General features: G+C 64.9%; 20 protein-coding genes and 1 tRNA gene. 14 read left to right on the top strand and 7 right to left on the bottom strand.

Translation table 11 applies throughout. From position 1 onward, the window contains the following. The first annotated feature begins 8 nt into the window (after positions 1-8). The 10 genes from NFH66_RS11525 (at position 9) to NFH66_RS11480 (ending at position 10,571) form a co-directional block, all read left to right on the top strand. Positions 9-752 (top strand): DsbA family protein, encoded by a 744-nt coding sequence (locus NFH66_RS11525; RefSeq protein WP_016446150.1) that lies wholly within the window; start codon positions 9-11, stop codon positions 750-752. Positions 753-947: 195 nt separating this feature from the next. Next, entirely contained in the window at positions 948-1,442 is a 495-nt protein-coding gene (gene radC, locus NFH66_RS11520) for a RadC family protein (RefSeq protein WP_003140985.1), read from the top strand. Between the two features lie 190 nt (positions 1,443-1,632). Further along, a complete protein-coding gene (locus tag NFH66_RS11515; protein WP_016446149.1) occupies positions 1,633-2,109 on the top strand; it encodes a MerR family transcriptional regulator in 477 nt (158 codons plus the stop codon). Continuing rightward, positions 2,106-5,069, top strand: a complete 2,964-nt coding sequence (locus NFH66_RS11510; protein WP_031688111.1) for an HsdM family class I SAM-dependent methyltransferase — start codon at positions 2,106-2,108, stop codon at positions 5,067-5,069. Before NFH66_RS11515 ends, NFH66_RS11510 begins: the two co-directional genes overlap by 4 nt. A 149-nt stretch (positions 5,070-5,218) precedes the next feature. Then, the gene (locus NFH66_RS11505; protein WP_017462901.1) at positions 5,219-5,737 is read left to right on the top strand and encodes a hypothetical protein; all 519 of its coding nucleotides are present in this window, start codon (positions 5,219-5,221) and stop codon (positions 5,735-5,737) included. Positions 5,738-5,880: 143 nt separating this feature from the next. Beyond that, positions 5,881-6,324, top strand: coding sequence for a TIGR03757 family integrating conjugative element protein (locus NFH66_RS11500; RefSeq protein WP_016446147.1), 444 nt, complete (start codon positions 5,881-5,883; stop codon positions 6,322-6,324). Next, positions 6,321-7,265 carry a TIGR03756 family integrating conjugative element protein gene (locus tag NFH66_RS11495; protein ID WP_031688110.1) on the top strand — a complete coding sequence of 315 codons (945 nt, stop codon included), beginning with the start codon at positions 6,321-6,323 and terminating at the stop codon, positions 7,263-7,265. Before NFH66_RS11500 ends, NFH66_RS11495 begins: the two co-directional genes overlap by 4 nt. A gap of 10 nt (positions 7,266-7,275) precedes the next feature. Beyond that, on the top strand, positions 7,276-8,682 hold the full coding sequence (locus NFH66_RS11490; protein WP_009397196.1) for an integrating conjugative element protein: 1,407 nt from the start codon (positions 7,276-7,278) through the stop codon (positions 8,680-8,682). Continuing rightward, positions 8,679-9,032: a hypothetical protein gene (locus tag NFH66_RS11485; RefSeq protein ID WP_003292115.1), complete on the top strand. Its 354-nt coding sequence runs from the start codon at positions 8,679-8,681 to the stop codon at positions 9,030-9,032. Before NFH66_RS11490 ends, NFH66_RS11485 begins: the two co-directional genes overlap by 4 nt. A gap of 15 nt (positions 9,033-9,047) precedes the next feature. Continuing rightward, positions 9,048-10,571: a conjugal transfer protein TraG N-terminal domain-containing protein gene (locus NFH66_RS11480; RefSeq protein ID WP_349610422.1), complete on the top strand. Its 1,524-nt coding sequence runs from the start codon at positions 9,048-9,050 to the stop codon at positions 10,569-10,571. A 7-nt stretch (positions 10,572-10,578) separates the two neighbouring features. Here NFH66_RS11480 and NFH66_RS11475 read toward each other — a convergent pair whose 3' ends face one another. Continuing rightward, positions 10,579-10,944 carry a DUF3742 family protein gene (locus NFH66_RS11475; RefSeq protein ID WP_502878650.1) on the bottom strand — a complete coding sequence of 122 codons (366 nt, stop codon included), beginning with the start codon at positions 10,942-10,944 and terminating at the stop codon, positions 10,579-10,581. A 229-nt stretch (positions 10,945-11,173) separates the two neighbouring features. Between NFH66_RS11475 and NFH66_RS11470 the strand changes: the two genes are divergently transcribed. From NFH66_RS11470 to mobH, 3 genes are all read left to right on the top strand, one after another. Then, complete coding sequence (locus tag NFH66_RS11470; protein ID WP_349610420.1) at positions 11,174-11,932, top strand: type IV toxin-antitoxin system AbiEi family antitoxin domain-containing protein; 759 nt, start codon at positions 11,174-11,176, stop codon at positions 11,930-11,932. After that, the gene (locus NFH66_RS11465; RefSeq protein WP_003292111.1) at positions 11,925-12,845 is read left to right on the top strand and encodes a nucleotidyl transferase AbiEii/AbiGii toxin family protein; all 921 of its coding nucleotides are present in this window, start codon (positions 11,925-11,927) and stop codon (positions 12,843-12,845) included. Before NFH66_RS11470 ends, NFH66_RS11465 begins: the two co-directional genes overlap by 8 nt. A gap of 203 nt (positions 12,846-13,048) precedes the next feature. Then, positions 13,049-14,893: a MobH family relaxase gene (gene mobH, locus NFH66_RS11460; RefSeq protein ID WP_349610419.1), complete on the top strand. Its 1,845-nt coding sequence runs from the start codon at positions 13,049-13,051 to the stop codon at positions 14,891-14,893. A gap of 26 nt (positions 14,894-14,919) precedes the next feature. Here the strand turns inward: mobH and NFH66_RS11455 are convergent, their stop codons facing one another. The 3 genes from NFH66_RS11455 to istA form a co-directional block, all read right to left on the bottom strand. Then, entirely contained in the window at positions 14,920-15,219 is a 300-nt protein-coding gene (locus NFH66_RS11455) for a helix-turn-helix domain-containing protein (RefSeq protein WP_003282197.1), read from the bottom strand. A 210-nt stretch (positions 15,220-15,429) separates the two neighbouring features. Further along, on the bottom strand, positions 15,430-16,203 hold the full coding sequence (istB, locus tag NFH66_RS11450) for an IS21-like element helper ATPase IstB (RefSeq protein WP_133483961.1): 774 nt from the start codon (positions 16,201-16,203) through the stop codon (positions 15,430-15,432). Next, positions 16,196-17,719, bottom strand: a complete 1,524-nt coding sequence (gene istA, locus NFH66_RS11445; RefSeq protein WP_502878638.1) for an IS21 family transposase — start codon at positions 17,717-17,719, stop codon at positions 16,196-16,198. Before istA ends, istB begins: the two co-directional genes overlap by 8 nt. Before the next feature lie 95 nt (positions 17,720-17,814). Here istA and NFH66_RS11440 point away from each other — a divergent pair, with 95 nt between their 5' ends. Continuing rightward, positions 17,815-18,408, top strand: coding sequence for a LysR substrate-binding domain-containing protein (locus tag NFH66_RS11440; RefSeq protein WP_349610418.1), 594 nt, complete (start codon positions 17,815-17,817; stop codon positions 18,406-18,408). A gap of 47 nt (positions 18,409-18,455) precedes the next feature. On the opposite strand, the gene NFH66_RS11435 is transcribed toward NFH66_RS11440, so the two are convergent. The 3 genes from NFH66_RS11435 to NFH66_RS11425 all read right to left on the bottom strand — a co-directional run bounded on the left by NFH66_RS11435 (position 18,456) and on the right by NFH66_RS11425 (position 21,388). Then, positions 18,456-20,309 (bottom strand): tyrosine-type recombinase/integrase, encoded by a 1,854-nt coding sequence (locus NFH66_RS11435; RefSeq protein ID WP_200587030.1) that lies wholly within the window; start codon positions 20,307-20,309, stop codon positions 18,456-18,458. A 238-nt stretch (positions 20,310-20,547) separates the two neighbouring features. After that, positions 20,548-20,621 (bottom strand) — tRNA-Gly (locus tag NFH66_RS11430). Positions 20,622-20,980: 359 nt separating this feature from the next. After that, entirely contained in the window at positions 20,981-21,388 is a 408-nt protein-coding gene (locus tag NFH66_RS11425) for a CBS domain-containing protein (RefSeq protein ID WP_349610417.1), read from the bottom strand. Positions 21,389-21,457 lie beyond the last annotated feature (69 nt).

Raw genomic sequence — 21,457 nt, 5'->3', positions numbered from 1 at the left:
GCGACACGATGCGCCTGCCCTCATTCGCCCGCCGTCATCCCTGGATCGGTCTGCTGATCGTGGTGACGATTGCGGTTGCCTCGTGGATGCTGCTGCGCGCGCCGCATCCGGCAACCGAGTCCATGCCCCTGGCCGCCGCCGGGTCCGAGGGGCCGAAACCGGCTGGCCCGCCCTGGCTGTATGGCCGTGCCGATGCGCGCTTCACGGTGGTCGGCTACGCCGACCTGGAGTGTCCGTACTGCCGGGCCTACTTCCCCGAACTCAAGCGCTGGATCGACGCCCATCCCGAGGTGAACTGGCAGTGGCACCACCTGCCGCTGTCCATGCACGAGCCGGCCGCGACTGCCGGGGCACGCCTGGCCGAGTGCGCGGGCGAGACGGGCGGACACGCCGCGCTTTGGCAGGCAGTGGCCTGGCTCTACGCAAACACCCGTGGCGACGGCCAGGGCCTGCCGGAGGGCCTGCGCTATCCCGACCTCACGCCGGCCATGCAGGGTTGTCTCGACAGCGAGCGCCCCGATGCCGTCATCCGTGCCCAGGCGGCGGAAGCAGCACAGCAGGGCATCGCGGCCACGCCGGCCCTGCAACTGCGCGACCGCGAGTCCGGCAAGACCCTCCTGCTGCACGGTCCCGTCGAAGGCGATGCCTTGCTGTCGGCCATCGACCTGCTCGCCGCCGGCAGCACGACCGCGGCCGAACCCGCCCATTCCCCAGACATGCCCGCCGGCGTCGCCGGTGACATGCCCAGGTAGCCATCGATCTTCAAGGCTGCGGCGCGGCTCGTCCGCGTTGATCGAAACCCGTTCGCATCGCATCCCTTGACGCGAACAGCCACCGCATCCGCGGTGGTGGATGCCCGCTCGTCACCTGTTCCATCCCCATCGTCCCCCGGAGGGTTTGCCCTCCTGGGGCAGGCGCCCTCCGATCTCATCCATTGGAGGTTCGCCATGTCTCTTGCCATCGCCGACTCCCGCCCGGAGTCGCTCACCCTGATCGCCGCCCAGCACGAAGACTGGATCATCCAGCAGGCCATCACCCTGCTGGAGAACCGCGTGTTCAAGGCCGGTCCGGCGCTGGGCAGTCCCGCCGCCGTGCGCGACTACCTGCGCCTGAAACTGGTCGCGGAGCCGAACGAAATCTTCGCCGTCGTGTTTCTCGACAACCAGCACCAGGTGCTCGCCTACGAGCCGCTGTTCAAGGGCACGGTCGACCAGACTTCGGTGTATCCGAGGGTGGTGGTCCAGCGTGCGCTGGCGCTCAACGCTTCGGCGCTGATCCTGGCGCATCAGCATCCCTCGGGGAACACCGAGCCCTCGGCCGCTGATCGTGTGATCACCGAGCGGCTGAAGAGCGCCCTGGCCACCGTCGATGTCCGGGTGCTGGATCACTTCATCGTCGGCAAGGGCAGCCCGTACTCGTTCGCCGAAGCCGGCTTGTTGTAGTCCGCAGGCGCCCCTTCCGGGGGCGCCTTGCGTCTTGCCCCTATCCACACGTTCGCGATGCGCTCTGATGGTCGCGACTTTCGGAAGCTTGGAAGGCTTGTGGGATAGGCGGCTGAACCGGCCTTTACCTGTTGAGAAGCACACCTTTGCATGGCAGAATCTGCATATTTTCTAGTTGCCAGCAACGCGAATGTCTGCCGTCACCGCCATCCAGTACACTCAGGACCAGATGCGCACGCTAACCGGCGTGTCCGTCGAAACGGTGCGGCATTGGCGCAAGACCGTGCCCTACTTGGCGTCCAAGACCGGGAAGGCTGCCCGATTCACCTTCGCGGATCTCCTAGGCTTGGCCGTTACCAATGAGTTGGTCAGCTCGTTGGGAGTGCACATCGCCACCGTCAGCGTCGGCGTTGACGCGCTCTTTCGGTTGCTGGGCACGAGTAGCGCATTGGCGCTGAATGGGTCCGTGGCGTTCGTGACGGCCACTTCGGCGACCCTGTGCGATATCGGCCCCGAGGGGATTGGACCGGCGCCGACGCAACCGACTCTCGTCATCCCGCTCGATCCGTTGATCATGCGGCTTCAGCAGCACATGCTGCCGATCGTCCCGACGCCGAGCCAGGCAGCGTTGCCGTTTCCACCCGAAGCTATCCGGAGTAGGGCGTGAACACTGCCACGCTGGAACAGGTGCTCGCCGCAACCGGCTACCTGCCGGACGGGCAACCCGCGCCCGGTCTTCGGTTGGGGGCCGAGGCGCAGTCCTCGCGCCACGGCCGCGTTTTTGTTCCGGACGCATTGTGGCGCAGCGCGTCGTCGTTGACCGTCTACTTCAAGTTTGAGCAAAGCGCGCCTGCAGACGATCTGGTCAGCCAGTGGCGACGAGAGGTCTGGAACGAGGGGTTCGCGCCGTTGCTGTGGGTGATCTCGCCGCAGCGTATCGACCTGTACAACGGTTTCGGCACACCCGCGAAAGAAGGCGATGCCCAGAGACATTTGATTCGGCGTTTCGAGAACATCGAAGGTTCGCTTCATGAACTGGACGAGTTGGCCGGCCGACTGGCGATCGAGACGGGCCAATTCTGGGCCCAGGTGCCGGCCATCGATCGCAAGACCAGCGTCGATCAGAAGCTCCTGTCTGACCTTGGATGTCTCGAACGCGATTTGGTCGCAGGCAATCTCGCGCGCGATGCGGCGCAGGCCTTGATTGGGCGCGTGATCTTCACCCAGTACCTGATTGACCGCGAGATCGTCAGTGCGGCGCGGTTGAAGCGGGTATGCGGCCGCACGGCGTTGCCGGCGATCCTGCGCGACCGGCCAGCGACCAGCAAGCTGTTCGCATGGCTGGCCCAGACCTTCAACGGCGATATGTTTCCGCCCTCGTCGGTGAAAACGACACCAGCAGCTCACCATTTGACGCGGGTTGCGGAGTTCCTGGAGGCTGTCGATCCTGAAAGCGGGCAACTCAGCTTCTTCCCGTACCAGTTCGACGTGATTCCGGTCGAGCTCATCAGCTCGATCTACGAGCAGTTTGCACATGCTGAGCCGCAGACTGGAGGAAAGCGCACAGAAGCGTTGCGAAACGGCGTGCACTACACGCGACTGTCCGTCGTCTCGCTGGTCCTCGATGAGGTCATGGATGGTCTATCTGGACGGGAGTCGGTGCTGGATTTGACGTGCGGCTCCGGTGTCTTCCTGGTCGAAGCGCTGCGGCGCTTGGTTCATCTTCGCTCGCAAGGTCAGCCGCCCACGAGGGAGCTGATCCGCTCGACGCTCTACGGGCAGGTGTATGGCGTAGACATTAGCGAAGCCGCGATTCGCGTCGCTGCGTTCAGCCTGTACCTGGCTGCGCTTGAGCTGGACCCTGACCCGCAACCACCGCAGTCCCTGAAGTTCCAGCCATTGATCGGCAGGACATTGCTCGTCGGTGACGCTCGTACTGTCGAACGTGATGGAGATGGCAAGGCCGTGCTGGCGACGCCGACAGGGCTGAAGCAGTTCGACCTTATCGTGGGCAATCCCCCTTGGAGCTTTAGGGGGCAGACAGGAACCGAAGCGCGGCGCAAGACCAGGGTTGCGGGCGTACCTGCGCAACCGCGCGGTGAAGGCTTGGATTTCGTGTTGCGAGCGGCGGAGTTCTCACATGAGAAGACCCGTTTCGGCATCATTCTTAGCGCGATGCCGTTCTTCAGCCGCAGCGGCACCGGCATGGCAGCAGCTCAGCATGTGATGCGAGCCGTGGCTCCGATCACCTTGGTAAATCTGTCCAATTTGTGCAGTTGGCTCTTCGCGACAGCGGCCATGCCCGCAGTGGTTCTCTTTGCCCGTCATCGACCGAAGCAGCGAACGGATCAGGTCACGGTCGTTCAGATCCCGTGGACGCCCAGCGGTGCAAGGACTCATTCGTTCGAGGTGGCGCCGAGTGACGTCATCACTTTGACACTCGACGAAATCCAAGAACAGCCGTTGAAGCTCAAGGCAGCAGCCGTTGGCCGGCGCCGTGACCTCCTATTGCTGGATGACTTGACTTCGGCCCACAGAAATCTGGGCGAGCAACTCTCATTACTCGACACTACCTTCCAGGTTGGATTGATTCGCGGGGCCCCAGAGAATCAGACGCGCGATGCTCGCCCGCTAAAAGGATTGGATGTACTGCAAGTCAAAGACATGCAGCACTTCAACATTCCCGATGATTTGCCGACTTTCAGCCAATCGAAGGCACAATGGCCACGATCGCGGGAGATATATCAAGCCCCGCTTCTCATCGTGAAGGAAATGCTTCTGGGGAGTCCACGCGTCTTGGCGGCCGTCTCCGAGCGGGATCTCGTCTTCACGAACTCATACTTCGCAGTGTCTCTTCCGAGAGGGCACACGCGGACGGCACATTTGCTTGCCACCGTGTTGAGTTCTGCTTTTGCGACATGGTTCTTCTATCTGACCGCTGCAGAGTTTGGAATCTACAAGAGGAAGCTGCTGGCTCGCGACCTCAGCTTCCTACCGGTGCCTAATTTCACGAGCGCAGTGAAATCTGAGGCTGGCCAGCGCCTGCTGCAGATTGAGAAGAATCTGCGCGCCAACGGCACCGACGAGAGGGGATGGGCTGAACTGGACGAAGCTGTCTTCGATCTGTACGAACTGAACGATGCCGACCGAACTGTCATTCGAGACGGCCTCCTTCGCGCCGGGTGGCAATGGGAAACCGGCCGCGAATCATCCGTGGAGCCATCGGACAGTCGTACTGAGGTCACGGCGTATGCCAAGACGTTCCTGTCCGTTATCGAGGATTGGCTTTCCGTTCGCAATAAGCGGCACATGCGCGCCGAAGTGCTCGACTTGCCAAGCAGTTCGGCCTTGCGCGTCGTGCGCTTTGTCTTGGAAGAAGGGCCGGGTAATGCGAGCGTGAGCGTCGTGGCACCACAAGGCGAATTGGGTGAAGTACTGGCACGTATCGGCAGGCGCCTGAAAGTCAAGATTGCGACCGCGCTCAGTGCAGAGCGGGAATTGCGAGTACACGGACGCAACGAAGTCGTGATCATCAAGCCAGCAGCGCGGCGCTACTGGATGGGCATAGCGGCACTGGAAGATGCCGATGCAGTGGTCGCGGAGAGCTTTTCAGGGGGCAAAGTTTGAGGATCCCCTATGAGGCACCTCCTGCACTGGGCAGAGAGTTCATTGAACTTGAGCCCGAGGTTGTGGCGGTCATTCTGCTGACACTGGCCGCAGGTTGGCAGCGAGCATGCGCAGCCGAGGACGTGAATGCCAACGCTGGAGAGGTAATCATGACCGAGCGCCTGCGGGACGGGATGCGCATTGCGCTGAAGAACTCCCCGTGGAAGCAGATCATGGTGCTGCCTGGCACGGAATCGCGATCCAAAAGCAACGTGATGCTGCCAGACGGACGTACCGACATCCCGCTGGCGTTCGTCGAAATTTTCTTGCGCACGCAGGAGCATGATCCGCACGCGATCATCGAATGCAAACGAATCGCCGGGTCGGACACTCACTTGTGTCGAGAGTACGTCGTCGAGGGCATGGATCGATTCATCCAGGAGAAGTACGGCGAGAACCATGCTATCGGCTTCATGGTGGGGTACGTTCTTGCCGGCGCTCCTTCGGAATCCGCGGATGGCGTCAACGCTTACTTGAGAAGAGTTTCGCGCTCGGTAGATCGCCTCGCCCCGAGCGACATCAGTGACGGGACTTGGCAGAGCCTACATGCACGCTCCAAGCCGTCGATGCCGATTCGCTTACAGCATGCGTTTCTTGGGTTCGCGGGCACCTCAGCGTCCCGCACCTGATCTCCGCCTCCGACAGGAGGCAATCACAACGCTCACAACGGCATAGGGTATGAAACCGGCAGGGGCCGGATGCGGTTTCTTTGTCGCGCTAGATCGGCACTTGAAGTCGACTGTGACTTTGATCGACTCCAAGGACGCCCGATATGCCGGCCCCCGTCTTCAAGGCTTCGCCCCGGCTGCCGACCATCAGCATTGCGCCCGGACTGTGGGCAGTGCTGTTCATGTTTACCCAGACTGCAGCAGCCGACGTGCTCGTCGTCACCGACAGCCGTCATCCGGTGCAGGCTCCAGCCGGCGTGCGGATCATCGAGCTGGACCAGGCCACGCGCATCGAGGTCGAACTCGCCGCGCACCTACCGGCCGACCCGCAACAGGCTGCAGCCCTGGTGCGGCAGCGGTTGCATGACGGCGGCGAGGCCCTTCAACGCCGCATCGGCCACGCCTACCAAGGTGTCGCGGATGCCTGGGGACTGGGCATCGCCAAGATTCCCGCCGTGGTGGTCGATCGACGCTACGTGGTCTACGGCGAGCCCGACGTGCCCCGCGCCGTCGCGCGCATCAACGCCTACCGGAGCACGCAGCCATGAGCCTCCTGCTGGCATCCCGGCGCCTGCGCGCCACCGTCGCCTCGCTGCTGCTGAGCACGGCCACGTCGACGTTCGCCCTGGACACCGCCACCATCGTCTCGTCGGCGCTGTCCCCCGACTGCCTCGAATACCGCGTGGTCGGTATCTGCTACTGGCTGTACTGCACGCCCTTCGGCTGCTCGGTTCGCACTTCCGTCAAGGTGCGCCACTACGTCCCCGATGCGGTGGTGTCGAGCTACTCGAACACTGGCGAAAACCCGTGGCTGGAAGTCAGGGCGATGAGCATGCCCAACCCAAGTGCCAAGGCTGGCGGTGACGGCACGACCAATCACGACAACGAGAACAACCTCGCCAAGTTCAAGAACGCCGATGTCATCGGCCATCCGGCCGGGATGGTGTTCAGCCAGTTCGCCAGCGCCTCCGGCTACACCTGCGAAGGCGCTGGCACGGCCTTCATGCCGTATCTATTGAGCACGCTCGACACGATCGCCTGGCGCTACAACATCCCGGAAGCGTTCTACCCCGAAGCGCTCATCCCCGGCCGGCGCGAAATCGGTACGCGCACCGGCCTGAACCTCTGGGGCAACGTGTATCCCCGCGGTGGCTTCCTGCACCAGACCGACGACCACAAGAGCGGCGCCGTGGTCGCGCAGCGCGCGGGCGACATCGTGACGCGCCGCAACCAGATTCACGTGTATCAGCCCCTGCTGGCCAACGCCCGCGACGGCTACTGGCCGGCCGGCGCGCTGATGGAGACCGACGCATCGACGGGCAAGTGGCAGGAGCTGACGCCCACGCTCTCGAACAGTTGCGTGGTCTTCCCGCACAGCCGCACCCGCGTGCAGGCCCAGCAAGGCGACTACGCCTGGGCCCTGTGGCGGCCTTACTCCTGCTGCCGGCGCCGTGGCCAGGTCTTCCTCGGCAGCGTCGATTTCATGTGAGGAACCCACGATGAACGCCTCCCTCCCTGACTTCCTGCACCGCGCGAAGTCGCCCCTGCGGGCCACGCTGCTCGTGGCGGCCATCACGCTGGTCGTCGGCGTCGCCTGGGCGCAGACCCGCATCGACCCCAATGGCGTGAACGTCAGCGGCAGCGTGATCGGCGACGACGTGCTCTACAGCATCGGCGGCGGCCGGGCCGTGTCGATGGGTGGTGCCGGCAACATGCAGAGCATCGGCGTCGGCGTCGGCTGGAACAGCAACCTGATCTGCGGCGACATGAGCATCACCACGACGCTGCAGAACCAGCTCAACGGCATCACCAACGGCTTCCAGACGATCATGAGCAACGTGATCCAGAATGCCACCAGCGCCGTGGCCTCGCTGCCGGCCCTGATCATCCAGCGCGCCGACCCGGGTCTCTACAACCTGCTGACCAACGGCATCCTCCAGGCGCGCCTGGACTTCGACCGCTCGAAGATGACCTGCCGGGCCATCGCCAATCGGATGGCGGACATGGCCGGCGGCCAAGCCGGCTGGGACCAGCTCGCCGAGGGGATGGCGCTGCGGGATGCGGTCAGCAGCACCGATGCCGTCTCCGCCATCGAGCAGGCCGAGTCCAACAAAGGGAACAACGGCGTGCCCTGGGTCGGCGGCGGCAACGCGGGCGGCTCCGGCCAGAGTTCGATCAAGGTGGTCGGCGACGTGACGCGCGCGGGCTACAACCTGCTCAACGGGCGCAACGCCACCGATACCTCGTCGATCGCGCGCAGCGCCTGCGGCAACCGCCTGACCTGCCAAACCTGGTCCTCGCCCCAGGCGGCCGCCGACTGGGCGACCCGCGTGTTGGGCGAACGCGAGCAGCGCACCTGCGAAAACTGCACGAAGACCCAGACCACGCCTGGCGTCGGGCTGACGCCAATGATCCAGGAAGAGTACGAGACCAAGCTGCAGGCGCTGCAGGAACTGGTGACGGGCGCCCGGCCGACGACGCTGGCCAATCTCGACGCAGCCGGCAGCAGCTCGCTGCCGATCACCCGCGGCGTGATCGAGGCCCTGCGTGACGAACCCGACCAGGACGTGCTGGGCCGGCGCCTCGCGTCCGAGGCTGCGCTGTCCAGCGTGCTGGAGAAGGCCCTGCTGCTGCAACGCACGTTGCTGACCGGCAAGAAGGAGCCGAACGTCGCTGCCAACGAGCTGGCCGTGCAGGCGGTCGACCAGGAGAACAGCGCGCTGGAGCAGGAGATCAACAACCTCAAGACCGAGCTGGAACTGCGGCGCACGCTGGCCGGCAACTCGGCGATGGCGATCATCCAGCGCCACAGCACCCGCGCTGCCGGCTCGCGCGGCGTCTTCGAGGGCGACACCACGCGCGACCGTCTGCGGGAAATCCAGAAGCCGCGGAGCGGTACGCCATGAGCCGGCTGGCCTGGCTGCGGCTGCCATGGCTGTTCAACCGCCGCGTCGGCGTGGCGCTGCTGTGGACCTTGCTGGTGGTCGCTGCCGCGGTGGCGGTGAACATCGCCGGCATCCACGTGGTCGGCGGCGTCGAGGGCTGGCAGCACTGGCTGCAGGCGCACGCCGGCCACTTCTTCGTGTGGCGTCTGTGCCTCTACGGAGCGACGGCTTACGGCTGGTGGTGGATGCGTCGGCGCCTGTTGCGGCGGGAGCCGTCCCGCGAAACGCATCAGCGCCTGCTGCGCACGGAGATCGCGGCCGTCATCGCCGTGGTCGCGCTGGAAGCCAGCCAGCTGCTGCGGCACGGCTGAGACCGGGAGGCAGGCATGACGCTCTACACCACGGACTACTTGGAGTATTACCTGACCCTGGTGGCTTGGGTGGTCAACAACGGCATCTGGAGCATCCTCGTGGCCAGCGGCGTGTTCGCGCTGCCGTTCGTGGCCATCGTGATCCAGGAATGGCTCAAGGCCCGCAGCGAAGGTGCGGACGAGGGCAACAAGGGTGTGCTGTCGACGATGCGCATCGAGAACCGGGTGTGGGTGGCGATCGTGGTCATCATGTTCGCGGGCATCCCGTTCATCCCGGTGGATCTCGCCACGATCAGGTTCGACACCACGCGCTCCGCGCAATGCCAGGTCAACGTCCCGCTGCCCAACGACACGGGCTGGTCCAACGTCTACACGGCGCTCAACGACCAGAGCGCGCTGGTGCCGGTGTGGTGGTTCTTCATGCACGCGCTGTCGAAAGCCGTGACGGGCTCCGCGGTGGCGGCGATTCCCTGCGGCACGGACCTGCGTCAGATTCGCATGGATGTGGATGCCACGCGCATCGACGATCCGGTGCTGGCACAGGAGGTCGCCGACTTCACGCACGACTGCTACGGGCCGTCGCGCGCCAAGCTGTTCATGAACCGGCCGACGCTCTCCGACGAGCAGATGAACGACGTCACCTGGATCGGGTCGAGTTACTTCCTCGACACGCCCGGCTTCTATGACACCTATCGCGCCAAGACCCCACGCACGGCCTGGCCCTACGACGCGACCCGCGATGCGGGTCTGGCACAGGTGGACAGCGGCGGCGGCTATCCATCCTGCCGGCAGTGGTGGGCCGATGGCGGCCAGGGACTGCGCAGCCGGCTGCTGGCACAGGTCGACCCGGACCTGCTGACTCGCATCGGGCGCTGGGTGGGCTTCCTGTCGCAGAGCGAGGTCAATGACTCGGTGATCCGCGCCGTGGTCGCGCCGAGGCAGCAGAAGATGAACCAGGGCGCCGTCTACACCGACTACGGCGGCCAGATCGACAAGACGCTGCCGAACATCGTCACGCGCGGCGCGAGCGACCTGGGTCTGACCGTCGGTTCGCTGGGCTTCTTTCCTGCGATGGACGTGGTGCGCCAGGCGCTGCCGATGGTGCTGACCATGCTCAAGATGGCGCTCGTCATCTGCATCCCGCTGGTGCTGCTGATCGGCACCTACGACCTGAAGACGGTGGTGACGGTGAGCTGCGTCCAGTTCGCGCTGTTCTTCGTGGACTTCTGGTTCCAGCTCGCGCGCTGGATCGACAGCACGATCCTGGATGCGCTCTACGGCTGGGGGTTTGGCGCGGACAGGCCTCACACGAACTTCGATCCGTTGATCGGTTTGAACAACGCCTTTGGCGACATGTTGCTGAACTTCGTCATGGCGATGATGTTCATCGTGCTGCCGACGTTTTGGGTCATGGCATTGGCTTGGGCAGGCGTTCGCACGGGAAATATCGTGCAGGGGTTGTCCACCGCCACCTCGGACGCCAAGGGCGCTGGGGGGCGTGGCGCTGGTATGGCAATGAGCGCCGTATCGAAGAAGTGACCGCCGTTCAGTCGTCGTCGGTCACATGCGGGTCGATGCGCCAGTCGCTCTTGTCATAAAGCCCGAAGCCGTTGGGGCCTTCCCTCCACTCGGGTTGCGGTTCCTCTTGATCAGGGTCGTCGTGCTGCACGAGCCATGCAGCAGTCACCGCAAAGGCGAGCAGCAGGGCCAGCCAGAACGCGGAGTAGAGCAGCGCACCGAGCACGGCGAGCTTGACGATCCAGAGCACCGCCGTCGCCGCGCCCGCAGGCACCTCGCGCGTCACCAGCCAGCCGGCGACACGCTGCTCGCGGCGCAGGTATCCACGCCAGGCACGGCCAGCCCCCCGGCCCAGCCGGTGGCTCCAGCGCCCGTTGTGCGTGTTGGCGGTCATGCTCATATGCCTCGGCTTCAGTGGTGCCTCACCTCGCGGAGCGGCCGGTCGTGGCCTGCCCTCCAACATAGACCGCGATCAGGAGGGCGGGTTGCGCCCGGCAGAGCCGGGTTGGCTCGGGTCGTAGGTCGATTAGATTATGCACAACAAATCAAACCTTATGCTACTTTCCATGCACGTTCTTGCAATGGCTCTAGGGGTCGATTGGATTCTGTGTTATTTTTATAACATGGATCGAAATTCTCGGCACCAGGTAATCAAGCGACTGCAGGCGGGACTCTCCCGTGGGGCGCCGTTCGACCTTGCCACCCTGAGCCAGTTCGGGGTGTCGCCCCAGCTCGCCGCCCACTATGCCGACGGCGGGTGGCTCGTGCGCCTGGCCCATGGCGTCTATGCCTTCCCGAACGATGAGTTCGGGGTCTACGGTGCGCTGAAGTTCCTGCAACAGCGTGTGCCCGGCCTGCACGTCGGCGGCAAGAGCGCCCTGGCCCTGCAGGGTGTGCGGCACAACCTGGGCAGCCGGGAGACGCTGGTGCTGTGGGGCGACGGTCGTTTCGTGTTGCCGGCCTGGTTCACCTCGCGCTTTCCGGCCCGCTACGTCCACGCCCGCCTGTTCGACTGGCCGGACACGACGCTGGCCAGCAAGACCCTGACCACGCCGCCTGGCCTGCCCGAGGATCTGCGGGTGGCTGCCTCCGAGCGTGCCGTTCTGGAGCTGCTGTACGAAGCCGGCGTCAAGCAGAGCCTCGAAGAGGCCCGCAACCTCTTCGATGGACTGCGTTCCCCCCGCAAGGACTTGCTCGGACAACTGCTGTCCTGCTGCGCCAGCGTGAAGGCCGTGCGCCTGTTCCTCACCTGGGCGCGCGAGACCAGCCTCGTGGATGTCGATGCCCTGCTGGAGCAGTACCCGGTTCGCACCGGCAGCAACACGCGCTGGATGAGCCGGCTCGATGACGGCACCTTGCTAAGCCTGAGACCTCATGGATAAGACCTACGCGGACACCGTTCGCCTGCTGCTGGCCGTCGCGCCCGACGTGTTCGCCAACCACATCTTCGCCATGAAGGGCGGCACGGCCATCAACCTCTTCGTGCGGGACATGCCGCGCCTGTCGGTGGACATCGACGTGGTGTACCTCCCGTGGCAGACGCCGCGCGACGAAGCGCTGCAAGCCATCAACCAGGAGCTGGCCGCCATCGCCACGCGTGTTGTACCGCTGGGCGTGCAGACACGCCTGGTTCGCGCCAAGGACCTGGGGGACACCAAGCTGATCGTCGAGAACGACGCCCACCAGGTGAAGATCGAGGTCAACGTCGTGTTCCGAGGCAGTGTGCTGCCCGTCGAGCGGCGGCCGCTGAGCGCCAGGACCAGCGATCTGTTCGGCGTCGAGTTCGAGCTGCCGGTTCTGGCACCGGACGAGCTGTACGCCAGCAAGCTGGTGGCCGCGCTGGATCGGCAGCACCCCCGCGACCTGTTCGACGTGTGGCAGCTCTTTGAGTCGGGCGGCATCAGCGACGGCATGGTCGAGTGCTTCGTGATCTATCTGGCGGGCCACAACCGGCCGCCCCACGAAGTGCTGTTCGGCAACGACAAGGACATCGCCGGCGAGTACGAGCGGGCCTTTGTCGGCATGACCGAAGTGGACTGCTCCCTGGAGACACTGCTCGACGCTCGCGCCAGGATGCGGCGCGAGCTGCCACAGCGACTGAGCACCGCGCACAAGCAGTTTCTGAGCGGGCTGGCGCGCGCAGAACCGGACTGGTCGTTGGTGCAGTGCCAGCACGCCGCGCAACTGCCGGCACTGCGCTGGAAGCTCGCCAATCTCGAAACCTTCCGCAAGCGCCGTCCCGACGACTTCGCAGCGCAATCCGCCGCCCTCGACACCGGCTTGGGCCAGAGCTGACGAACATCCCGCAGCGCCCCACTTGCCGGGATTGCCCCATGCCGCATTCATCGTGGCACCCGCGCAGCAGCGGCCCTATACCCAAAGGCTTCCGACAAAGGCCAAAGGGCTGAGAAGGGGCAAAGGAAGGGCGCCAAGGGGAAAGGCCCTATCCTGAAAAGGCCAAAAGGCGCCCCTGAGCAGCCCGTCATCCGGGGTTCGCCATGCTCTCGCTGTTCCAGCGCAAACGGGTGCCACCCACCGCCGGCACACCGCCCACCTCCGGCATCGAAACTCCAAAAGGGTCGATGCGGCCGGAGTCGGCCGCATCGCTGCTGGCCACGCCGCGCCGGCAGAAACTACTGGAACACATCTGGCAGCGCACATCGCTCTCACGCCGACAGTTCGCCGCGCTCTACCTCGCCCCACTGGAGCGCTACGCCGAGCTGGTCCAGCAGTTCCCGGCCTCCGAGAACCACCACCACGCCTATCCGGGCGGCATGCTGGACCACGGTCTGGAGATCGTCGCCTATGCGCTGAAGCTGCGGCAGTCATACCTGCTGCCTGCGGGCGTCACGCCGGAGGCACAGGCGGCCCAGGCCGAAGCCTGGACCGCAGGCACGGCCTACGCGGCCCTGCTGCACGACATCGGCAAGATTGCGGTCGATCTGCACGTCGAACATGCCGACGGCAGCGTCTGGCATCCCTGGCACGGCCCGCTGCGAAAGCCCTACCGCTTCCGTTACCGAAAGGAGCGCGAGTACCGCCTGCACAGCGCCGCCACCGGGCTGCTCTACGCGCGCCTTCTCGATCGGGACATCTTCGACTGGCTCAGCGGCTATCCCGACCTCTGGGCCGCGCTGCTGTACGTGCTGGCCGGCCAGTACGAGCACGCCGGCACGCTCGGCGAACTGGTCGTGCAGGCCGACCAGGCATCGGTCGCCCAGGAACTCGGCGGCGATCCCAGCAAGGCGCTGGCGGCGCCCAAGCATGCGCTGCAACGCAAATTGCTCGACGGCTTGCGCTACCTGCTCAAGGAAGAATTCAAGTTGAACCAGGCCGGTCCGGCGGACGGTTGGCTGACCCAGGACGCTCTGTGGCTGGTGAGCAAGACCGTCTCCGACAAGCTGCGCGCCCATCTGCTGTCGCAGGGCATCGACGGCATCCCGGCGAGCAACACGGCGGTGTTCAACGTGCTGCAGGATCACGGCATCGTGCAACCGACGCCGGATGGCAAGGCGATCTGGAAGGCTACCGTCACCAGCGACGCCGGCTGGTCGCACGCCTTCACCTTCCTGAAACTCTCGCCGGCGATGATCTGGGATGCCGCTGACCGGCCGGCGCCGTTCGCAGGCCGTGTGCAGGTCGAGGAGGAACAGGCGGAGCCGCAGGCGCCGGCGGTGGCCGATGGGCCGCGCGCCGAAGGCATCGAAGCTGCATCCGCGAGCGCGGTGCCGATCGCATCCACAGCCACGGATGCCGGCGTGGCCGCGCTGCTCGACCTGCTGGGCGACACCGCTCCACCCGCGACACCGGAGATCCCGAGTTCCCCTGTTGCCGAGCCCGAGCCGGCCCCTTCGACCATGCCCCCGCCGCAGATGAGCCTCGCGTCTTCCCAGGATCGCGCGGAGCCCTCCGGGGCGCACTTCATGGCCTGGCTGCGTCAGAGCATCCAGACGCGCAAGCTCATCATCAACGACGCCAAGGCCCTGGTGCATACCGTCGCCGGTACGACCTACCTCGTCAGCCCCGGCGTGTTCCAGCGCTACGCGCAGGAGTACCTTCAAGTCGCCGCGCTGGCCAAGCAGGAGAAGCTGGAGGGGTGGCAGTGGGTGCAGAAGCGCTTCGAGAAGTTGGGACAGCACCGCAAGCAGCCGAGCGGGCTGAACATCTGGACCTGCGAAGTCACGGGGCCGCGCAAGTCGCGCCGGCTGCACGGCTACCTGCTCGTCAGCCCGGATGCGCTGTTCCAGGAGACGCCGCCAGACAACCCATACCTGCGGCTCCTCAACGAGGCCGCAAAGCGCGAAGATTCAGCCCTTGGGGCCAAGGACGACGATCAGGCGTAGGCATGCGACCGCTGTGCGGGCCGGCTTCAATCTGCGGATGGGGCCGACTCCGCCAGCTTGGCTTCGGTCAGAGTCATCAAGTGGGCGGAACTGCATTTCAGCGCACGGGCGATCTTGAGGATGAGAGGGAGCGTGGGGACGTGCTCGCCGCGCTCGATCTTGCCCATGTGCGACCGTTCGATGCCGGCCATGTGGGCCAGCGTTTCCTGAGCGATGCCCTGGTTGGTTCTTTCTTCCCGCACGGCAGCCCCAAACGCGATGGCTGGTTCCGCTTCGTAGGTAGTGGTGCCGGTGGGGCGGCCCCTTTGGATCGAACGCTTTGGCATTGCCAAGAGCGTCGAACACGGTCACGATTTAAACCACGTTAAACTTAACTCATTCAACGGCTTCGAGATCAGTTGCCACGAGTTCACCGCCTGGGGGAGCTGGACGTGGAATCGAGTGACATCACCGCCGAAATTCGCATGGCTATGCGACGTCAACTACTTTGGCCGCTTGGCGACAATTAAAATGGCCGGTTGGGTGGGTAGTTGTCGTCAGTCCGACGACCCAGCTTTTCCTCCTTGTAATTGTCGTTGATAAGCACGCTTACGGTAGCTCTCCCCGCTCAGCTCCATCAGCGTGGCGTGGTGCACCAACCGGTCGATGGCAGCCACTGCCATCATGCTGTCGGGGAAGATACTGTCCCAGGCGCTGAACGGCTGGTTGGCGGTGATGATCAGGCTGGCCGACTCGTAGCGATGGGCGATCAGCTCGAACAGCACTGACGTCTCGGCCTCGCTGCGTTGGACGTAGCCGATATCGTCGATCACCAGCACGGCGTACTTGTCGAGCTTGATCAGGGCGTCGCTCAGGCGCAGTGCCTGCTTGGCAGCCTGGAGCTCCTGGACCAGGCTTGAGGCGGTGGCGTAGCGCACCCGGTAACCCTGGTCGACCAGCGTATGCCCGAGCCCGGCCGCCACGTGGCTCTTGCCGACGCCGGAGGGCCCAAACAGCAGCAGGTTGTGAGCCTGGTCGACCCACTGCGTGTCGCCGGCCAAGGCGCTCAGTTGCCGGCGCTGCTCGGCCGCGATGGCGTCGAACTCGAAGGACTCCAGCGTCTTGCCCACCGGCAGCCGGGCCTCCTTGAGGTGCCGGGCCAGCCGGCGTCGCTCACGCTCGGCCAGCTCGTGCTCGCATAGGGCGGCCAGTGTTTGTGGCAGGCTCCAGTTTTCGGCTCGGGCGCGGGTTTCCAGCTGGGGCCAGCAGGCGGCCATGGTGGGCAGGCGGAGCTGTCGCAGTAGCAGCGGCAGCGTCTGGGCATCAGGCATGGCAGCCCACCTCTGTGGTCGGCACGCTGGGCACCAGATGGTTGTAGCTGGCGATGTCATGCTGAGTCACCTGGGGGAAAACCAGCGTGGCGCTCGGCGTGGCGGCGAAGCGGGCCTGGAGCTCGGCCAGCGTCGGGCTCTTCCCGCGCGCCAGGGCGCCCAGCCAGTAACTGGCGATCGCCTCGGCCTGGTCCTGCTCGGCGGCCAACGCCAGAGCGCCAACGATGCGCTTGCAGGCCTCGGCGACCGGCAAGGCGGCGGTCAGCCGGGCGTACAGCTCGCGCCACTCCGCACTCGGCAACAGGTCGTCGCGGAACGTCAGCCCCGCCAGCGCCCGGGGCTTGCGGACCAGCCAGCCGATCACATGGCGGTAATCGATGACCCGCAACCGGCCGCTTTCCGGCGTGGCATGCAGCCGCCTCAGCGTCAGCAATGCTTGCTGTGCGTGATGCAGCACCAAGCGATCATCGTAAAGGTGCACCCGCAGGTTCTCGCCGATCAGCCGGGACGGCACCGAGTAGAGCACCTTGCGCACCTGGATGGTGCTGGAGGTAGTGACGCGCACCGTCACCTCGCTGTAGTCGGTACCGGGCCGGCTGGGCAGTGGCTGCAGCGCGCCACGCTCGACGGTGATCCGGGCCGCGTTGCGGCGGTTGATCGCGGTGGTCACCTCATCGAGGAAGGCCTGGTAGTCATCGAGGCTAGCGAAGTCCTGGGAGCCGCGCAGCGTCAGGCGCTGTTGCAGGCGCCGCTTGAAGTGGCCATGTGGCGACTCGATGCTGGCGTTTTCATGGCCGCGCCCTGGGTTATTACGGGTGGCCGTCATGCCGTAGTGAGCGCACAGGGCAGCATAACGCTCGGTGAGGTCGGCTTCCGCCTCCCGGCCGAGGTTGCGGAAGGCCGCCGACAAGCTGTCGGTGCGGTGCTCCGCGGGGACACCGCCAAGCCGCTCCAGCGCACGGGTCAGGCCTTCAGCCAGCGCCGGGTAGCTCTCGCCACCGAGCACCACCCGGACATAACACCAGCCGCTGTAGGCCAGGCGGAAGTGGTAGAGCCGGTGATCAAGCAGCTCCCCTGCCACGGTAATGACAATCCCCTTGAGCTCGGTGAAGTCGGAGAGGCCGCGCAGCCCGGGGCCATGGGTTTGCGGGAACATTACCTCTTTCTCCGGGCCGTGCGCGGCTCGCCAGCCCTTGACCCGGCGCTGCAGGGTTCGCAGCAGGCTGTCCGGGTACTGGCCGGGGTGCTGCTCCTGCAACCACTCCAGCAGGGTCAGTGCCTGCAAGCCCGGGGCGGCGGCCAGCTGGGGGACGAGCGTGGTCTCCCACACATCGGCGAAGGGGTCGGGCCGGGTTCGCCAGTGTCGTGATGCCTGCGGCTCGGAGGACTCGGCCCGGCGTTCGAGGCGGCGAGCGGTTCTAACGGAGAGGCCGGCCTTGGCGGCGGCTACCTCCTGGGTCTGGCCTTGTTGACGTTGCGACATATAGAGCGTGACCTGTTGGCTGGTGACCGCCATACCGGCTCCCTGGTGGGTCGGGACAAGCGGTCAAGCTTAGGGCAACCGGTCACAGTAGTTGTCGTCGGCCGGCCAGAGTAATTGTCGCTCTATACATGGCCGTCCTCGGCGAATGGGTGCCTCCCCAGCTCGCCGACGTGCTCGCCCTGCAGCGTGCCGAAGAGCCGGAGACTCATGCCGTCCTGGCCGGCTGGACAGATCCCGGTCGAGGCGCGGAGCTGCCGGACGACGGCTTCGACTTCGCCTTGTCTGCGGTTTCCCGGCAGTGGCCTGGCTGGGTATGCGAACCGCTGTGGCATGACACGCTGGCGGTCGCCGTGGCCAAGCGCTCCCACCTGCTGGCCTACCGTGAAGTGCCGTGCGGTGAAGTGCTCAAGCAGCCCTTGATCTGCTCGCAGTCCACGGCCGATGAACCATGGCGCATGACCGTGCAGCGTGTGTTCGAAAACGCGCTGCAAGAGCGAGAGCAAACGGTGGAGACATTCGATCTGGCGATGACGCTGGTTGCCGCCGGGTACGGGATCGCCATTGCACCTGCCGCGAGACTGGCGAGCTACTTACGCCGAGGCATCGCCGTGCGGCCGCTGGCCGGCGCACCAACGATCGTGATGGCTTACCTGCTCCGCCGCGACGCTTCCTTGTCGGACACCCAGGCCAGATTCGCCCGCCGCGCGCGCTTGGTGTCCTGACAGAGGCGCGGGGATCGGGGTTTCGCCACGATCCCGCATTCCTGCTGCTAGGCGACTCCGACTCGCAGCGGGGTCCATTCGCTTTCCTTTACGGCTGCGCTCACTGCCATGACGAGCTTGTCGAGATTGCTGGCCGTCACGCCCTCCAGTGCCGAATGCCCCCGCAGCATCGAGCGCGGTTGCAGCAGTGCATGGTAGATCTGCCAAGGGTCCGCACCCCTGGTCAGCTTCAGGACGGACTGGATCAGCTCGTGCTTGAGTGGGTCGAGGTGCCAGTCCGGTACACGCTGGCCGCGATTGCCTACGTTCAACGCCAGCAAGTTGCCCGCCTTGATCTCGTAGCTGATCCACCTGCGGGATTTACCCGCCATCTTGGCAAACGCCGCGACGGGAAGGTTGTGCGGCGCTTCGAAGACATCGAACAGCTCCATCCTCTCGCGCTGAATGTCCGAAGGCACCAGCGGCGCGGCCGATCGAGGGGGCGGAACCGCCGGTAGCCGATGTGCGGCGGCAGAAACCAACGGCATGGCGTCACCCGGCTTCGTCACGAGCAGGATTGGCGAAGCGGCAACCGGCGTGGAGGGTGCGCTTGCGGTTTGCTCATTCGGGAACGCGGGCACGCCTTCCAGATGCACGGTGAGCGGCATGCTGGCCGCCTCGACCTGGTTCTGCTCGAAGAGGTCGAGCCGATCGGCCCAGTCCTGCATCATGCGGCGACGCTGCTCCACGTACTCGGCATGGTTGTAGGTCGCGCTGACCTTGTTGGGATCGACATGCGAGAGCTGTGCATCCACCCAGACCTTCGGGTAGCCGATCTCGTTGAGCGCAGTGGACATCGTGCCGCGGATGCCGTGTCCGGTCAGGCGTTCCTGATAGCCCATGCGCTTGAGGGCACCATTGAGCGTGTTCTCGCTGATGCGCTTCTTCAAGTCGCTGTCGTGCCGGAACAGGTAGCGCTGGGCCGGCTTGAACTCATCAAGCAGGTGCCGGACGATCTCCATGGCCTGAATCGACAAAGGCACGATGTAGGGCGGGATGTCCTTCGGCTGCTGCCGCTTCTTGCGCATATCCAACTGGAGTTGCTTCACGACGTCGGGCGGGATGATCCACAACCCACGGTCCAGATCGAATTGATCCGGCATCGCCTGTCGCAGCTCGCCGGTTCGCACGCCGGTCAGCAGCAACAGCCGCAGCCCGAGCTGGGTCTGCCGCCTGCCGCGATAGCTGCGCAGCCGCTGCAACAGCTTCGGCAGCTCGGCCATGCGCAGGAACGGGTTGTGGTTGACGGGTGGCAGCGGCAGCGCCACCACATCGAGATCGGAGGCAGGGTTCTGCTCCAGGCCCGGCACGATCACCAGCGCGTAGCGGAACAGTTGGTTGAACCACGTCCTGACTTTCTCGGCGACGGAGAGCGCCCTGCGCTTCTCGATCTTGGCAATCACGTCCAAGAGGTCGGGACGCTTGATCTCATAGACCGACCGCTTGCCCAAGGCGGGCAGCACATCCTTGTCGAAGATGCGCGGAAGTATCGAAAGGGTCGTCTGCCGGCCTTCCTTGAGGCTGAGCCCGCGATGCTTGAGCCACTTGCGATACACCGCCTCGAAGGTGTTTTCGTCGGCGAGCCGGACAGCGGTGCGCTTCTGCTTGCGGTGAACGCGAGGATTGGTGCCTTTGGCCAGCAGGGCGCGCGCTTCGTCGCGCAGGCTGCGGGCCTCGCGAAGCGTCACCTCCGGGTAGGTGCCGAGCGACATCCGCTTCTGCTTGCCCGCCCAGTAGTAGCGGAAGTGCCAAGTCCTGCCCCCTGCAGCCGTGACGGCCAGGGAGAGGCCATCCAAGTCAGGGAGGGTGTATGCCTTGCCAGTTGCCTTGGCCTGCCGAACGGCCAGGTCTGAGAGTGCCATGCTCTTGCTCCTGAACATGAGTCAGGAACCAGATGCTGGTCACGTCGACCTCGCCCCTCCATCAACAATCCGGAATCAGCCGCGCCCGCAAAAATGGACTTGTTTGTGGACTTAAAAGTCCCGGCTGTAGGCGGATCGCAGTGGACCACGGCAGAACGTCAAAGAGAGGAAAAGTCTTTGTGGAGCAATGACTTGCAGACTCTCTTGGACTTCTGCGGAAGTCCGCAGAATGATGCAGTGGAGCGGGTGAAGGGAATCGAACCCTCGTCTTAAGCTTGGGAAGCTTCTGCTCTACCATTGAGCTACACCCGCGAGGCGGTTTCGATAATAAAACCAACTGCTTAGCCTTGCAAGTCCGGTCTGCTGGATTTTTCCGGCCAGGCCGTGTGGCGGTGCCAAGCGGCTGTTTTACCAGGCTCTCTTTGCGGCGAGACAAGAAAAATTCGGTCCTGTCGCGAACTTTTTCTGCAGCCGTTGTCTGATCGTGTACCGCCAGTCGCGATAGCAGTCGCTAACACTGTTGCCTCGCTGGCAGTTTCGATCGCATCTTGGCCGTCTCTTCGCAGGCGGCCTTCTTTTTTTGATTCTGCGCAGATCAGCGTGACGCACTCACCCGCCCCCGATGCCCCGTGGCTAGCGGGGCCGCGGGCGGGTGAGTGCGGGAAGCGGCTTCAGGGGTGGCGCATGCGCAGGATGGCGTTGAGCACATCGCGGCGGGTGACGATGCCCACCAGCCGCCCCTGCTCGACGACCGGATAGACCTTGGGCTTGTTGCCTAGCATCTCCTGGGCCAGGTCGGTGATGCTCTTGGTGGGGGCAACCGAGAGCACCTCGTGGCGCATCAGGTCGCTGACCAGCGGCGGCTGGTCGTTGAGGTAGGCGCTCTCCAGCACCTTGCCCATCACATCCTGCTCGGAGATGAAGCCGATGAGGTGATCGTGGTCGTCGACCACCGGCACGCCGGGCAGCCGGTGTCGCGAGAGGCCTTCGGCCAGTGTCGAGACCGAGGTCTTGCCGGTGACCCGGTAGCAGTCGCGGGACATGATCTCACGCACGATGGTGGGTGCCTTGTTGGGCATGGCGGGTCTCCTTGTGCCGGTTTGCCCTTAGCATAGCCGACCATGGCGGCTTGTCCGCCTCGCCCCGGT

Origin of the sequence: Halomonas sp. H10-9-1 (assembly GCF_040147005.1) — a bacterium.
In the GTDB taxonomy this organism is placed as follows: domain Bacteria; phylum Pseudomonadota; class Gammaproteobacteria; order Pseudomonadales; family Halomonadaceae; genus Halomonas.
This window is presented reverse-complemented; position numbering and strand designations above follow the sequence as displayed.